This window comes from Streptomyces sp. NPDC086554 (genome assembly GCF_040686095.1).
Classification (GTDB): domain Bacteria; phylum Actinomycetota; class Actinomycetes; order Streptomycetales; family Streptomycetaceae; genus Streptomyces.
In genome coordinates this window covers 243,934-258,181 of sequence record NZ_JBFBJK010000012.1, presented here as the reverse complement: position 1 = coordinate 258,181, position 14,248 = coordinate 243,934, and the positions used below count along the sequence as shown (strand labels likewise).

Below are 14,248 nucleotides of genomic sequence, written 5' to 3'. Positions count from 1 at the left end.
CAAAACGCCCCCGCTTTACGCCCCGCCTACTTCTGTTACACAACCGACGGAAGGCCGTGCGCCCTCCGCTGGCTGCTCCGCACAGCCCCGTGACAAGCCCTCCGTAGCTTCATTCCCGTACCGCACAGGCAAGAGGCAGCGGTCGATGGACGTGTCAAACCAGACGCGTCGTGGTGTTGGCGGAACGGAGGCGGTTAGGTATGGCGCACGGCGAGGTGCTCGAGTTCGAAGAGTACGTCCGCACTCGGCAGGACGCCCTGCTGCGCAGTGCCCGGCGCCTGGTGCCCGACCCCGTCGACGCCCAGGACCTGCTCCAGACCGCACTGGTGCGGACGTACGGCCGCTGGGACGGCATAGCCGACAAGCGGCTCGCGGACGCCTATCTGCGCCGCGTCATGATCAACACGCGTACGGAGTGGTGGCGGGCCCGCAAGCTCGAAGAGGTCCCCACCGAGCAGCTGCCCGACGCGAGCGTGGAAGACTCCACCGAACAGCACGCGGACCGCGCCCTCCTCATGGACATCATGAAGGTCCTCGCACCCAAGCAGCGCAGTGTCGTCGTGCTGCGACACTGGGAGCAGATGTCCACAGAGGAGACGGCCGCCGCACTCGGCATGTCGGCAGGAACGGTCAAGAGCACGCTGCACCGGGCGCTCGCCCGGCTCCGCCACGAGCTGGAGAGCCGGGACAGCGAGGAACCCGCGGGCAGCGCGCTCGAACGTGAGGAGCGGGAGCGTTGCGCGGCCTAAGCACCCGGGCCAGAAGGACCATGAGGGCGGGGAGTACGGCGGTGGCCGTGCTCGCCGCCATCGGCCTTTTGCTCACCGCCTGCTCGGCCGGCGGCTCCGGAGCCCGCGACGAGGGGCCGGCCAACCGCCGCGAGACGGTGGTGTCGCCATCGCCGACCGTGGCGCCTTCGACATCGGCGGCGCCCGCGCCCTCCGCGGACGTCGACCCCGTGCAGCTCATCAAGAGCGACCCGAAGGTCAGCCAGTCGGTCAAGCGCGAGCTGCAGCCCTGCTCGGCCGACGACTACCCCGTCGACGTCTCGTACGGCAACCTGACCGGAGGATCCGCGTCCGATGTCGTCGTGAACGTCATGTCCTGCGACGACACCGTCGGCACCGGTACGTACGTGTATCGAGCCGAGGGCAAGAAGTACCAGAATGTCTTCCAGGACGAGGAGCCACCCGTCTACGCGGAGATCGACGGTGGTGAGCTGGTGGTCACCAAGCAGTCGTACCAGAAGGGTGACCCGGTGGAGTTCCCGTCCGTCGAGGACGTCATCACCTACCGCTGGACCACGAACCGCTTCAGGGAGTTCGACCGCCACCGCACTCACTACGGCAGAGCGGCGGGCGGCGACGCTCCCGCCCCGACGGAGAACTGAGAGAGCATCCGATGGCAGAGCACACCCACGTCCTGTTCGTCGAGGACGACGACGTCATCCGGGAGGCGACGCAGCTCGCGCTCGAACGGGACGGCTTCGTGGTCACGGCGATGCCCGACGGCCTGCTCGGCCTGGAGGCGTTCCGCGCCAACCGCCCCGACATCGCGCTGCTCGACGTGATGGTGCCCGGCCTCGACGGCGTATCGCTGTGCCGCCGCATCCGCGACGAGTCCACGGTCCCGGTGATCATGCTCTCCGCGCGTGCCGACTCCATCGATGTCGTCCTCGGCCTGGAGGCGGGCGCCGACGACTATGTGACCAAGCCGTTCGACGGCGCCGTGCTCGTCGCCAGGATCCGCGCCGTGCTGCGCCGCTTCGGCCACGCGAGCGGTCCGAACGCGGCGCCCGCGGCCGGTGAGGCCGGTTCGCCCGACGGCGGCGTGCTGCACTTCGGCGATCTGGAGATCGACACGGAGGGCATGGAGGTCCGCAGGGCCGGCGCCCCGGTGGCGCTGACGCCGACCGAGATGCGGCTGCTCCTGGAGTTCTCCTCCGCGCCCGGCACGGTCCTCTCCCGCGACAAGCTCCTCGAGCGGGTGTGGGACTACGGCTGGGGCGGGGACACGCGCGTCGTCGACGTCCATGTGCAGCGGCTGCGTACGAAGGTGGGCCAGGACCGCATCGAGACGGTCCGCGGCTTCGGCTACAAGCTCAAGGCGTGAGGGACATTCACCGCCAGGCGGATCGCAGGGGACGCATATGAGCAGGGGGACGCTGGGCTCCCGGCTGCGCCGGACGGTTGGCTGCCGGCTGCGCACCGGCGTGCGCTGGAAGATCAGCGCGGCGATCGCCCTGGTCGGCGCGCTGGTCGCGGTGGCGCTCAGCCTCGTCGTACACAACGCGGCGCGCGTCTCGATGCTCGACACCGCCCGCGATTTCCAGGACACGAAGCTCGCGTACATGGAGCGGGGCTACGAGAACTCCGCGGGGCGGGCCGTCGGCTTCCAGATCGACGACCCCGATCTGCCGGAAGGGCTGCGGGACAAGGTCGTGGCCGGGCGACGCGCGACGTTCGTGGAGGAGCACGCCAAGGGCGTGCCCGACATCTGGGCGGCGGTGCCGCTGAGCGACGGCCGCATCCTGTCGCTGCACACGCCCCTGTCCGACCGCAGCACCACCGTCATGAAGGACCTCGACCAGGCCCTGGTGATCGGCTCGATCTCGGTCGTCTTCGGCGGCTGCGCGCTCGGCGTGCTGATCGGCGGCCAGCTCTCGCGGCGGCTGCGCAAGGCGGCGGCCGCGGCTCAGGACGTCGCCCAGGGGCAGACGGATGTCAGCGTACGAGAGGCCATCGGCGGCGTCGTACGCGACGAGACCGATGATCTGGCGCGGTCGGTGGACGCGATGGCGGACGCCCTGAAGCAGCGCCTTGAGGCCGAGCGGCGGGTGACGGCGGACATCGCGCACGAGCTGCGTACGCCGGTGACCGGACTGCTCACGGCGGCCGAACTGCTCCCGCCGGGCCGGCCGACCGAGCTGGTCAGGGACCGGGCGCAGGCGATGCGCACGCTCGTCGAGGACGTACTCGAAGTGGCCCGTCTGGACAGCGCGGCGGAGCGTGCCGAGCTGCAGGACATCATGCTGGGCGAGTTCGTGACGCGCCGGATCGCGGTCCTCAACTCGGACGTGAAGGTCACGGTGGTGCACGAGTCGGAGGTGACCACCGACCCGCGCCGCCTTGAGCGCATCCTCGGCAACCTCCTCGCCAACGCCGCCAAGCACGGCAAACCGCCGGTCGAGGTCAGTGTCGAGGGCCGCGTGGTGCGGGTCCGCGACCATGGCCCCGGCTTCCCCGCGGGTCTCCTCGCGGAGGGCCCGAGCCGCTTCCGCACCGGCAGCACCGACCGCGCGGGCGTCGGCCACGGCCTGGGCCTGACGATCGCCGCGGGCCAGGCGCGCGTCCTCGGCGCCCGCCTCACCTTCCGCAACGTGACCCCGGCGGGCGCGGCCCCCGACGACCCGGCAGAGGGCGCGGTAGCAGTCCTCTGGCTCCCGGAACACGCCCCGACGAACACGGGCAGCTTCCCGATCTTGCAATTGCCGGACATGTAGAACCCGGTCTGCCGCCGCCGTTGTGGGCAGGCGTTCCGCAAGGCGGAACGGGTGGGCACAACGCCAATGCCGGGTGCCGAATGACCAAGGGCACGGCCAAGAAAGACTGGCCCCCGGTGCCACAAGGCACCGGGGGTCAGCCTCAGCCGGGGGCAGGCGGACCGCAGGTCAGACGGCCTCTGCAACCGTCGACCGCGGCGCAGCCCCCGCGGCGTCCCCAGCCGCACCCTCGACCGCCTCGCCGGGCCCGGAATCCCCCGGCCCGGAGTCCTTCGGTCCAGCCCCCCGCAGGGGAACCTCCTTGACGAAGAGCGCCGCGACCAGCGCGACGACCCCGATCGCCGAGCCCAGCAGGAACGCCGAGTGCGTACCGGAAGACACCGCGTGCTGATACGCGTCCCGCACCGCATCCGGCAGCTTCGCCAGACTCGCCGCGTCCAACTGCGCCGACTTCTCCGTGACGTTGCCGCCCAGAGATCCGGCCCGCTCCGTCATGACGTCGTTCACCCGGTTGTTGAACAGCGCGCCCATGATCGCGACGCCGAACGAGGAGCCGAGCGTACGGAAGAGGGTGGTCGATGAGGACCCGACGCCCATGTCCTTCATCTCGACGCTGTTCTGCGCGACCAGCATGGTGATCTGCATCAGGCAGCCCATGCCCGCACCGAGTACGGCCATGTAGAGCCCGGAGGTCAGCCGCGAGGTCTCCGTGTCCATCTGCGAGAGCAGGAACAGGCCCACGACAAGCAGCGCACCGCCGACGATCGGGAAGACCTTGTACCGCCCGGTGTTGGTGGTCACCCGCCCCGCGACCAGCGAGACGACCAGCATCGCGCCGAGCATCGGAAGCAGCAGGAGCCCGGAGTTGGTGGCCGAGGCCCCCTGCACGGACTGCTGGTAGAGCGGCAGGAAGAGCACCGCTCCGAACATCACGAAGCCGGTGATGAAGCCGATGACGGACATCAGCGAGAAGTTGCGGCTCTTGAAGATGTGCAGCGGCATGACCGGCTCGGCCGCCTTCGTCTGGACGAAGAGGAAGCCGATGAGCGAGGCGACGCCGATCCCGATGAGCTCCATGATCACGGCGGAGTCCCAGGCGTACTCCGTGCCGCCCCAGGTGGTGACGAGGACGATGGAGGTGATGCCGACGGTCAGCAGCGCCGCGCCGAGGTAGTCGATCCGTACCTTGGACCGCTTCTTCGGCAGATGCAGCACCGCGCTCACCGCGAGCAGGGCCACGACGCCCAGCGGCAGGTTGATGTAGAAGGACCAGCGCCAGCCCCAGTGGTCGGTGATGGTGCCGCCGACCAGCGGTCCGCCGATCATGGCGAGCGCCATCACGCCGGCCATCATGCCCTGGTACTTGCCGCGCTCTCGCGGCGGAACGAGGTCACCGATGATCGCCATGACGCCGACCATCAGACCGCCCGCGCCGAGTCCCTGAAGGGCGCGGAAGCCGATGAGCTGGCCCATGTCCTGGGCCATGCCGCTGGTCGCGGAGCCGACCAGGAAGATGACTATGGACGTCATGAAGGCGCCCTTGCGCCCGTACATGTCGCCGAGCTTGCCCCAGATCGGGGTGGAGGCGGCGGTGGCGAGGGTGTACGCGGTGACGACCCACGACAGATGCTCAAGGCCGCCGAGCTCGCCCACGATGGTCGGCATCGCGGTGCCGACGATCATGTTGTCGAGCATCGCGAGCAGCATCGTGACCATCAGCGCCAGCATGACGACGCGCACACTGCGCTGCTGTGGCTGTGGCTGTGGCTGTGGCTCTTGCGAGCCCTCGATCGGCTTCTTCGTTCCCGCCATGATCCCCACTCCCCGGATTCCCCGACTGCGAACCGCTACTTACTTGCCGCCCGGCAAGCTGACTACACTGAGGGAAACTAGACCCCCAACTAGCCGGGCGTCAAGTAAGTAAATTCGAGTCCATTCGAGCCCATTCGAGTCCGAGGATTCGAACCGAGGGAGCCGAGGAGTACCGAGATGGTCACGGGCACGGGCAAGCAGCAGCGCCGCGGGAACACCCGCCAGCGCATCCAGGACGTGGCCCTCGAACTCTTCGCCGAGCAGGGGTACGAGAAGACGTCACTGCGCGAGATCTCCGAGCGCCTGGACGTCACGAAGGCGGCGCTCTACTACCACTTCAAGACCAAGGAAGACATCCTCACCAGCATCTTCGAGGATCTGACCCGGCCCATCGACGAGCTGGTGGAGTGGGGCAAGGACCAGCCGCGCACCCTGGAGATCAAGCGGGAGATCCTGACCCGATACAGCGAGATCCTCACCGGCGCGGCGCCGCTCTTCCGCTTCATGCAGGAGAACCAGGCGACGATGCGGGACCTGAAGACGGGTGAGACCTTCAAGGACCGCATGTTCAGCCTGCTCGACATCCTCAAGGAACCGGGCGCCCCGATGACCGCCCAAGTGCGCTGCTTCAGCGCGCTGTTCACGATGCACGGCGGCATGTTCGTACTCAAGGACGTCGAAGGCGACCCCGAGGAGAAGCGCAAGGCCATCCTCGAGGTCGCCATCGATCTGGTGACGCGGGCGCACGACGGCGCCTGAGTTCTACTTGGGTTTATCGGGGTCAGACGGTGACGCCGTTGGACCGCAGGAACGCGACGGGGTCGATCGCGGTGCCGTAGTTCGGGGTCGTACGGATCTCGAAGTGCAGGTGCGGGCCGCTGGAGTTGCCGGTGTTGCCGGAGGCGGCAATGCGCTGCCCGGTGGCGACGGCCTGGCCGACGCGCACGTCGATCTTGGACAGGTGCGCGTACTGCGAGAAGGTGCCGTTGCTGTGCTTGATCACGACGGCGTTGCCGTACGCGGGGCCGTCACCGGCGCCGTTGCCGCCGGCCTTGACGACGGTGCCGCCGTGCACGGCCTCGACCGAGGTGCCGATCGGCACCGCGAAGTCCTGGCCGGAGTGCTTGGAGGACCACATGCTGCCGCCGAGACCGAAGGACGCGGAGAGCGTGTACTTGTCGACCGGGTCCTGCCAGGAGGAGGCCTTCTTCGCCGCGGCCTGCTTGGCCTGCTTGGCCTGCTCGGCCTTCTTCGCCGCGGCCTGCTTGGCCTGCTCGGCGGCCTTGGCCTGAGCGGCGGCCTGTGCGGCGATCGAGTTGCTGGAGATGCCGGGCAGGGCACCGGCGCTGTCGGCGGCGGCCGCGACACCGGATCCGAGGACTGCCGATGCTCCGAGCCCGAGGGCTGCGACGGTGACGACGGCCGTCCGCGTACGGAGCAGGGACAGGCCGGAACGGTGGGTCTTGGCGCGCTTCGACATGCTGGATTACCTCCGGGATGGGGAGCGTGGTTCGGCTCGCGTCGGCGGGCCGGGCATAAAGGGACCCGGCACACGCAGCTCTGCGCCCCGCCGGGTTGGCCATCCCTTGGTAACCCGCACCCCCACCTACGCCCAAACCCCCCATCTACTACCGAAAGCCGTAGCTCAGGGCAGCCCTTTCCTCCCCTTGACACCCCCTAAATCCGACAATTCCCCCTTCACCTACTTGCCGGAATTAGCCACCGAAGGTGGTTTTAACCCCACACGACAGAGGCCCTCACGCCCACGCCCGCCCACATCGAAGGCTCCACACCCCGACGCGCCGAAGGCCCCGGAGGTTGCGGACCGAAGGTCCCGACCACACCCACGTACGTCACCACTATTCCGCCTAGTACCGGACATAACGCCTGTGCGTCATGTCACCGGGGACCGAGATCCACATCCCCCGGAATGTGACCGGCACTACGCTCACGCGCATGGATCCCGTGGCCATCGGCACCCGCCTCGCGTCGGCGGCCGTAACCCCTCTGATCAAGAAACTCTTCGTACGAGAGGGGCCGGGCGCGGGCCTTGTGGACAGGCCCGTACGGCTCTCCGGCCTGGTGTCGTTCAAGGGCGAGAAGCGCACGCTGACGGAGCGGGACCTGCGCAAGCTCGCCGCAGCACTGGTCCAGCAGGCGTTACGCACCGGCGAGAGGCCGATAGCCGCCGATGAACAGCAGGCGGTGGCTGACGCGCTGGCCCGCACTTTGCACGCGCTGGGCGATCTGTCCCTGAGCGACGTGGAGGCGGTCGAGCTGGGGCATGAGGAGCTCGCCGCCCGGCTGCGGCGGACCGCCGACCGCCCGGAGCGCGAGCTCTCGGCGGACGCGACGTACTTCTACGAACGGCTGCTCGACGCCACCTGCCTGCACATCCTGCACTTCTTCACGCAACGCTCCACGTTCGTGGCCGCGACACTGGTGGCGCAGAGCCGCCGCCAGGGCGAGCTGATCGCGAAGACGGACGAGCTGATCGCCCGGAACCCGCTCCCCGGCGCGCAGGACGTGGCCTTCGAGCAGCGCTATCTCGCGTACGTGGCGAAGAGGCACAGCAAGCTGACGATCTTCGGGATCGACCTCTCCAACTCACCGGGGAAGTGGCCGCTGGACGCGGCGTATATGTCGCTGGAGGCGACGGCCCCCGCGCGCGTGACCACGATGCGCTACCTGGAGGGAACGGAGTACTACGCGGACGAGGTGGAGGTGGTCGACAGCGCGCCCTCGATCCCGGCGGACCAGGCCCTCACCGCCCACGACCGTGTCCTGCTGCGCGGTGAGGCGGGTTCCGGCAAGACGACACTCGTCCAGTGGCTGGCCGTGAGCGCCGCACGCCACGACCTGGACGGCGACCGCATCCCCTACGTACTCCCCCTACGCACCCTCACCAGCCACGGCGAGCGCCTCCCCGCCCCCGCCAACTTCCTGACGGCGGCGGCCTCCCCCCTGGCCGGCACACAGCCCGCCGGCTGGGAGTCCCGCGTACTGACGGCGGGCCGTGCGCTGGTCCTGGTGGACGGCATCGACGAGATCCCGGAGTCGGAGCGCGCGCGGACGCGGGAGTGGCTCGGCGACCTGATCGACGCGTACCCCGGCAACCGGTGGCTGGTGACGTCGCGCCCTTCGGCGGTACGTGAGGACTGGCTGGCGGAGCAGGACTTCACGGAGCTGACACTCTCGGCGATGAGGCACTCGGATGTGGCGGCGTTCATCCACCGCTGGCACGAGGCGGCACGCACGGGTGCGCCGGAGGAGGACGAGGCGCTCGTCTCGTACGAGGAACAACTCCTGGCGGCGGTCCGCTCGAAGCCGGACCTCGGCCTCCTCGCGACCAACCCCCTGATGTGCGGCCTGATCTGCGCCCTGCACAGGGACCGGCGGGGCTTTCTCCCCCTGGGCCGCAAGGACCTCTACTCGGCGGCCCTCTCCATGCTCCTGATCCGCAGGGACCGCGAACGCCACATGGCCGTACCGGAGCTGAGGGAGGAACCGCAGCTCCAGCTACTCCAACGACTCGCCTACTGGCTGATCCGCAACGGCCGTACGGTGATGGACCGTTCACGAGCGGAGTCGATCATCGCCGACGCACTGCCGTCGGTCCCCGAGGTGGCCGCGCTGGGCGACGCGGAGACGGTGTACGCCCATTTCCTCCACCGCAGCGGCCTCCTCCGCGAGCCGGGCCCCGGCACGGTCGACTTCATCCACCGCACGTTCCAGGACTTCCTGGGTGCGCGGGCGGCGGTGGACGAGGGTGACTTCGGGGTTTTGGTGGGGCACGCGGCGGACGACCAGTGGGAAGACGTCATCCGCATGGCGGTCGCGCAGGCACGGCCGCGTGAACGGACGGAAATCTTCCGGGACTTGATCGGTCGTGGGGACGCGGACCCGGACGACCGGGCCCGGAAGCGGGTTCATCTCCTGGCGGCGGCCTGCCTGGAGCATGCCGCGGAGCTCGCTCCCGAGGTGCGCGGGGAGGTGGAAGGACGTATGACGGCGCTCATCCCGCCGCGCGGCAACCGGGAGGCCCGCGAGCTGGGCTCGGTCGGGGCCGTGGTGCTCGACCTGCTGCCGGGCCCGGAGGGCCTGAGCGACGAGGAGGCAAAGCGCGTGGCGATCACCGCGACGCACATCCGCTCGGACGCAGCGATCCCCTTCCTCGCCCGTTTCGCACGGCACCCCTCCATGGCCGTACGCAGCCAGCTCATGTGGGGGTGGAGCCGCTTCGAATGCCGCCCCTACGCGGAGCAGGTCATCAGCCAACTCAACGACGGTGCGACGCACTTCACGCTCCGCAGCGACGAGCAGGTCGCGGAGCTGGAACGGCTTGGGCTGCGCCCGAAGCACCTGGACATCCGCGGGGAGGTCTCGCCCGAGGCCACATCCCGCCTGCTCCTGGCCACTGCTCCTGCCTACCTGGTCCTGGGGGTCCCCCCTGCTCGCATCTCCGACGAGGCGCTCGGTGCGCTGGACGGCCTGGAGGAGCTGCGCCTCTGGGAGATCGCCGAGCCCTACACCCTCTCCGACCTCCCCTCCGAGATGCCTCTGCGCACCCTCGGGGTCCTTGATCGCGACCTACACCTCAGGGATGTGCACCTCATGGAGAGATGGGCAGAGCTGGAATGGGTGATGATCACCACCAAGCGTGACGCGAGCACCGCGGCGGACATCTGGGAACCCCTCCCCCACCTCCCACGCCTCACCAGACTGACCCTGCCGTCCGACAGCCTCCTCGACGCACCACCCGAGCTGACCCTCCCCAAGGTCACCGAGCTGATGCTGAATGTCCGGGGCGACTGGGATTCAGCGGCAGCCCGCCTCGCAAACCTCTTCCCAGGCATCACGCACCTACAGCTGCCAATACTCCCCGACCAGGAACCGATCGACGTCACCGCGCTGCCGAGGCTGCTCCCCGCCTTGACCCACCTGAGGGCATCTGTCCCGCTGGCAACGGGACTTGACGCCATCCCGGCACACATTGAGGTGGACGCATACACCCCCGTCACCGATTGAGCTGAAACCACACCCCTTTCCCGCCCCCGGTCGGCGTCACCCCGCACACGTCCGACAGCGCGGTCACGAGAAACAACCCCCGCCCACCGGTGTCTTCAGCGGGAGCCCGCCGAGGCGCGGGTAGCTGTTCGCTCCCGTCGTATACGGCGATGCGTACGTGGGTGGCGGCGACGGCAGCCCTCAGATGCACGTCACCTTTGGTGTGCTGATGGACATTGGTCACGAGCTCCGAGGTACAGAGCGCGGCAGATTCGGCCAGATCCCCGAGCCCGAGGGTCTCCAGCGCGTTGCGCACGAAGTCCCGGCAGATCTTGGGTGAGGTGGCACTGGCTGGGGTGAACAGGGTGTAGGTCTGCGGAAGTTGAGAACTCTCGGGTACGCCCATCAAACGCCTCCCAGGCGTCGGGTCCGCTGTGACGGTCACTCACGCGCAAGGGCCCGCCCGCAGTGGCGGTCAGGCATGGCTGCGCTGCGTCGACAGCGAGGCTTCCGACATCTCTGCGTGAGCGTCGCCGTACTCAAGGTAGCGATTTAGTGCTCAGATCAGCAACCTGATCGCGGAAGTTGCTGGACCCTACTCGACCGGTAGCGGCAAACTGTGGCCCAACCATCAGGAAGGCCCGCATGGCGCTGCGCACCCACATCACGGAACGACAGAGGCGACTGGGGTCCGAACTCCGCAAACTTCGTGAAGCCGCGGGGATGTCGGTCAATGCGGCCAGCGCCCGGATCGGCATGGGCGCCGCGCACCTCAGCCATGTCGAGGCGGCCCGAACGGCGATCTCACCCGACCGCCTTACCGCACTCCTGTACGCATACGACGTCAGATCTGAGCCCTACGCCGCAACGCTCGCCGCCATGTCGGAGAGCGACGGCAAGGGATGGTGGACCGAGTACCGCAAGGACCTCCCCCAACACAACCTGGACCTGGCCGAGTTGGAATCCAGGGCGACGGGCATTCAAAGCTACGAGACCCTGCTCATCCCTGGCCTTCTCCAGACCGAGGCCTATATGCGAGCCCTCTTCTACAGCTCACGACCAGGCGCCTCGCCTGCGGAGATCGAGACGCTCGTCGGCTACCGCCGCGCACGCCAGCAGGTCGTCGCCGACGACTCCCGCACGACCGTCCACGCCGTCATCCATGAGGCCGCCCTACGCATCACCGTAGGCAGCGCGGGCATCATGCGGGAGCAGCTCATCCACCTCGTCCGCGCAGCCCAGCGCACCGGGACCACCATCCAGATCCTGCCCTTCGACGCGGGCGCCCGCGCCTGGTTCGGCACGCCGCTGCTGATCCTCGGCTCAGTCGCACCGGGATTGGAGACGGTCATGCTGGAACACCCGGCCGAGCCTCTCCTGCTCGGTGACGACGAATCCATCGCGCGCTACAAGAGCACCTTCGACTCGCTCAGCAGAAACTCGCTTCCGGCAGTGACAGCCGACGGCCTGCCGGGCAGCCACGAACGACGCGACTCCTGGGGACTCATCCACCACATCCTCTATACGTACTAGGGAGCGCCGCATGAACAGTCACCCTGAACCCGCCGAACTCACCGAACTCACCTGGCAGAAGTCCACGTTCAGCGACGGGGCGGGCGCCAATTGCGTCTACGTCGCCACCACGCCCACGGGGACAATCCACCTCCGCGAAAGCGACACCCCGGAGACCACCCTCACCACGACCCCCAAGGCCCTGTCCGCCCTCATACGCACCCTCACGACAGCCACCTGAGGGCGGGGCTTTGCCGGGCCTGTGGCTTTGATTGGCGCCGGGGCCGCCCGCTGTTACGAGGTTGGCGGTTCCGGGCCGGGAGTCAAGGGCGCTCCCTTCGGTCGCGTCGGCTGCGCCGATTCCGCTCCGCTCCACCCTTGACACCCACCCCTCCACCGCAGGTGAACGCCGATCGGGCGGCCCAGGAAGCGGGCCTCTCGGGGACTCCCGGTGGGTCGTGCGGTTTTACGGCCGGGTACGGACTGGTTCGTTTCAGGCGCCGCCGGCTGGGAGGGGCGGGAGGGTGCGCGGCCGGTCCGGGGATGGGTGCCGGTCTCGTCAAGCGTCCGGCGACCGGATCTTCCGGGGTGACCGTCACGCATCACAGGCTGGGAGGGGGGGTGGGGGACCTACTTTGGAAAAGTAGTGTTCTGACACAAGGGGGGCGCGCGACCCTACGAAACGCAACTTTGCCGAAGTAGGTCCCCCACACCCCTCTCTCTCCATCTCCCCCTCTCTCCTGGCGGGGCTGGGAGATCCGGTCGGCAGACGCTTGACGAAGCCGGGACCCAATCCCGAGCCGATCGCGCACCCTCCCGCCCCTTCAGCCGGCGGCGCCTGAAACGAACCAGTCCGCACCCGGCAGTGAAGCGGGATGACCCATCCCCGCTGTCCCGAGAGCCCCCTTTCGTGGCCGCCCGGTCAATTCGCTTCTCGCGGTGGAGGGTTGGGTGTCAAGGGTGGAGCGAAGCGGAATCGGCGCAGCCGACGCGCAGCGCAGCGGAGCGCCCTTTACACCCGGCCCGGAACCGCCAACCTCGGGACAACCGGGCGGCCCCGGCGCCAATCAACCACCGGGACACCAAAACCCCGCCCGGGCCAGCGCCTGCGAACCCTCGTCGCCCCACCACACGTTCGGATGACGTGACACCAACTCCCCGCCTGTAAAGGCCCCGTACGCAAGTCTCGGCCCCATGACCAAGAACACCGAGGCTAAGAACACCGAGGCCAAGGCCACCATCCCCGCCCAGCAGAACGCCCTGCCGTCCTGGTACGGAGGCCTCCTGAGTGACATCAAGGAGACTGTCGCGGGCGCCCGCCTCCGCGCCCAGCGCGCCGTAAACACCGAACTCGTCCAGATGCACTGGCAGATCGGCAAGCTGATCCTCGCCCGCCAGGAACAGGAAGGCTGGGGGACCAAGGTCGTGTCCCGGCTCGCGGCGGATCTGAAGACGACTTTCCCGAACCGGCGCGGCTTCTCCCGAAGCAACCTGATGTACATGCACAAGATGGCTCGCACCTGGCCGGAGCCAATTGTCCAACAGCCTGTTGGACGATTGCCCTGGGGCCACATCACCGTCCTGATGAGCAAGCTCGACACCCGCCCCGAGCTGGACTTCTACACCACCGAAGCCGTCCGCAACGGCTGGTCCCGCGCCCTCCTGGACCGCTTCATCCACCAGCGGCTGCACCTCACGCAGCGCGCCGCCGCCAACAACTTCGCGGCCACCGTCCCCGACGGCTCCGACGGCTCCGACGCTCTGGAACGCGAACTGATCCCCACCGAACAGGACTTGTCCCGTGTCGTCCAGGAAGCCATCGACGGCATCGACGGCATGTGAGCCCAACCAGCGGTGGTTCTTTCTCTCCCCGCCGGTCACATTCCCCTCGCCCCCTCCGTCATAGCGGTGAAGCACCCGAGCACCACCTGAGCAGCACCACCTGAGCAGCACCACCCGCCGGCGCACCCCGCCCGGCCACCGCCCGACAAGGAGCCCCCAATGTCCACCGCCCACGTCATCGTCACGATCCTCGCCGCCCTCATGACCGGCTTCTCCGCCACCTCCGTCTTTCTCCGGTCCAAGTGGGTCGTGGAGCCCATGGCCGACTACGGCGTCCCCATGACGTGGCTGCCCTGGCTCGGTGCGGCCAAGGCCGCGGGGACCCTGGGACTGCTGGTCGGGCTCTTCGTGCCCGTCATCGGCTTCGCCGCCGGCATCGGACTGGTTCTGTACTTCGGCGGCGCCGTCATCACCGTCGTCCGCGCCCGCTGGTACACCCACATCCCCTTCCCCCTGGTGTACGTGGCACCAGTGATCGGCGCCCTCGCGCTGGGGCTCGCCGCCTGAGCGACAAGCCCACCCCCAAGCCCAGATCCCTCCCACCACCCCGACAACCACGCGGAGTTCACCTAA

General features: G+C 68.6%; 13 protein-coding genes. 10 read left to right on the top strand and 3 right to left on the bottom strand.

Annotation, left to right across the window (positions count from 1 at the left end; all coding sequences use genetic code 11):
- Positions 1 to 200 precede the first annotated feature (200 nt).
- The 4 genes from AB0O76_RS22095 to cseC are packed head-to-tail and all read left to right on the top strand — an operon-like array spanning position 201 to position 3,502.
- Complete coding sequence (locus tag AB0O76_RS22095; RefSeq protein ID WP_365493762.1) at positions 201 to 749, top strand: SigE family RNA polymerase sigma factor; 549 nt, start codon at positions 201 to 203, stop codon at positions 747 to 749.
- 20 nt (positions 750 to 769) lie between these two features.
- The gene (locus AB0O76_RS22090; protein WP_365493759.1) at positions 770 to 1,390 is read left to right on the top strand and encodes a hypothetical protein; all 621 of its coding nucleotides are present in this window, start codon (positions 770 to 772) and stop codon (positions 1,388 to 1,390) included.
- 11 nt (positions 1,391 to 1,401) lie between these two features.
- Positions 1,402 to 2,112: a two-component system response regulator CseB gene (gene cseB / locus AB0O76_RS22085; RefSeq protein WP_360774451.1), complete on the top strand. Its 711-nt coding sequence runs from the start codon at positions 1,402 to 1,404 to the stop codon at positions 2,110 to 2,112.
- Positions 2,113 to 2,149: 37 nt separating this feature from the next.
- Entirely contained in the window at positions 2,150 to 3,502 is a 1,353-nt protein-coding gene (cseC, locus tag AB0O76_RS22080; RefSeq protein WP_365493756.1) for a two-component system sensor histidine kinase CseC, read from the top strand.
- Positions 3,503 to 3,670: 168 nt separating this feature from the next.
- On the opposite strand, the gene AB0O76_RS22075 is transcribed toward cseC, so the two are convergent.
- Positions 3,671 to 5,314 carry an MDR family MFS transporter gene (locus AB0O76_RS22075; RefSeq protein ID WP_365493753.1) on the bottom strand — a complete coding sequence of 548 codons (1,644 nt, stop codon included), beginning with the start codon at positions 5,312 to 5,314 and terminating at the stop codon, positions 3,671 to 3,673.
- A 177-nt stretch (positions 5,315 to 5,491) separates the two neighbouring features.
- On the opposite strand from AB0O76_RS22075, the gene AB0O76_RS22070 reads away from it, so the two are divergent.
- Positions 5,492 to 6,073 carry a TetR/AcrR family transcriptional regulator gene (locus AB0O76_RS22070; protein ID WP_365493750.1) on the top strand — a complete coding sequence of 194 codons (582 nt, stop codon included), beginning with the start codon at positions 5,492 to 5,494 and terminating at the stop codon, positions 6,071 to 6,073.
- Positions 6,074 to 6,095: 22 nt separating this feature from the next.
- Here AB0O76_RS22070 and AB0O76_RS22065 read toward each other — a convergent pair whose 3' ends face one another.
- Positions 6,096 to 6,794: a M23 family metallopeptidase gene (locus AB0O76_RS22065; RefSeq protein WP_365493747.1), complete on the bottom strand. Its 699-nt coding sequence runs from the start codon at positions 6,792 to 6,794 to the stop codon at positions 6,096 to 6,098.
- 476 nt (positions 6,795 to 7,270) lie between these two features.
- Between AB0O76_RS22065 and AB0O76_RS22060 the strand changes: the two genes are divergently transcribed.
- Positions 7,271 to 10,342, top strand: a complete 3,072-nt coding sequence (locus tag AB0O76_RS22060) for an NACHT domain-containing protein (RefSeq protein WP_365493744.1) — start codon at positions 7,271 to 7,273, stop codon at positions 10,340 to 10,342.
- On the opposite strand, the gene AB0O76_RS22055 is transcribed toward AB0O76_RS22060, so the two are convergent.
- On the bottom strand, positions 10,332 to 10,727 hold the full coding sequence (locus AB0O76_RS22055) for an ATP-binding protein (RefSeq protein WP_365493741.1): 396 nt from the start codon (positions 10,725 to 10,727) through the stop codon (positions 10,332 to 10,334). The genes AB0O76_RS22060 and AB0O76_RS22055 overlap by 11 nt on opposite strands.
- Positions 10,728 to 10,966: 239 nt before the next feature.
- Here AB0O76_RS22055 and AB0O76_RS22050 point away from each other — a divergent pair, with 239 nt between their 5' ends.
- The 4 genes from AB0O76_RS22050 to AB0O76_RS22035 all read left to right on the top strand — a co-directional run bounded on the left by AB0O76_RS22050 (position 10,967) and on the right by AB0O76_RS22035 (position 14,182).
- Positions 10,967 to 11,854, top strand: coding sequence for a helix-turn-helix transcriptional regulator (locus AB0O76_RS22050; RefSeq protein ID WP_365493738.1), 888 nt, complete (start codon positions 10,967 to 10,969; stop codon positions 11,852 to 11,854).
- Positions 11,855 to 11,864: 10 nt separating this feature from the next.
- Positions 11,865 to 12,074 carry a DUF397 domain-containing protein gene (locus AB0O76_RS22045; protein WP_365493735.1) on the top strand — a complete coding sequence of 70 codons (210 nt, stop codon included), beginning with the start codon at positions 11,865 to 11,867 and terminating at the stop codon, positions 12,072 to 12,074.
- 953 nt (positions 12,075 to 13,027) lie between these two features.
- On the top strand, positions 13,028 to 13,675 hold the full coding sequence (locus AB0O76_RS22040) for a DUF1016 N-terminal domain-containing protein (RefSeq protein WP_365493733.1): 648 nt from the start codon (positions 13,028 to 13,030) through the stop codon (positions 13,673 to 13,675).
- A gap of 159 nt (positions 13,676 to 13,834) precedes the next feature.
- Positions 13,835 to 14,182: a DoxX family protein gene (locus tag AB0O76_RS22035; protein ID WP_365493730.1), complete on the top strand. Its 348-nt coding sequence runs from the start codon at positions 13,835 to 13,837 to the stop codon at positions 14,180 to 14,182.
- The last annotated feature ends 66 nt before the right edge of the window (positions 14,183 to 14,248 follow it).

Bases quoted from the DNA above. Each gene is read 5' to 3' on its own strand.
- AB0O76_RS22040 (WP_365493733.1), top strand. From the start codon at position 13,028: ATGACCAAGAACACCGAGGCTAAGAACACCGAGGCCAAGGCCACCATC.
- AB0O76_RS22090 (WP_365493759.1), top strand. From the start codon at position 770: ATGAGGGCGGGGAGTACGGCGGTGGCCGTGCTCGCCGCCATCGGCCTT.
- AB0O76_RS22045 (WP_365493735.1), top strand. From the start codon at position 11,865: ATGAACAGTCACCCTGAACCCGCCGAACTCACCGAACTCACCTGGCAG.
- cseB (WP_360774451.1), top strand. From the start codon at position 1,402: ATGGCAGAGCACACCCACGTCCTGTTCGTCGAGGACGACGACGTCATC.
- AB0O76_RS22095 (WP_365493762.1), top strand. From the start codon at position 201: ATGGCGCACGGCGAGGTGCTCGAGTTCGAAGAGTACGTCCGCACTCGG.
- cseC (WP_365493756.1), top strand. From the start codon at position 2,150: ATGAGCAGGGGGACGCTGGGCTCCCGGCTGCGCCGGACGGTTGGCTGC.
- AB0O76_RS22035 (WP_365493730.1), top strand. From the start codon at position 13,835: ATGTCCACCGCCCACGTCATCGTCACGATCCTCGCCGCCCTCATGACC.
- AB0O76_RS22075 (WP_365493753.1), bottom strand. From the start codon at position 5,314: ATGGCGGGAACGAAGAAGCCGATCGAGGGCTCGCAAGAGCCACAGCCA.
- AB0O76_RS22065 (WP_365493747.1), bottom strand. From the start codon at position 6,794: ATGTCGAAGCGCGCCAAGACCCACCGTTCCGGCCTGTCCCTGCTCCGT.
- AB0O76_RS22060 (WP_365493744.1), top strand. From the start codon at position 7,271: ATGGATCCCGTGGCCATCGGCACCCGCCTCGCGTCGGCGGCCGTAACC.
- AB0O76_RS22055 (WP_365493741.1), bottom strand. From the start codon at position 10,727: ATGGGCGTACCCGAGAGTTCTCAACTTCCGCAGACCTACACCCTGTTC.
- AB0O76_RS22070 (WP_365493750.1), top strand. From the start codon at position 5,492: ATGGTCACGGGCACGGGCAAGCAGCAGCGCCGCGGGAACACCCGCCAG.
- AB0O76_RS22050 (WP_365493738.1), top strand. From the start codon at position 10,967: ATGGCGCTGCGCACCCACATCACGGAACGACAGAGGCGACTGGGGTCC.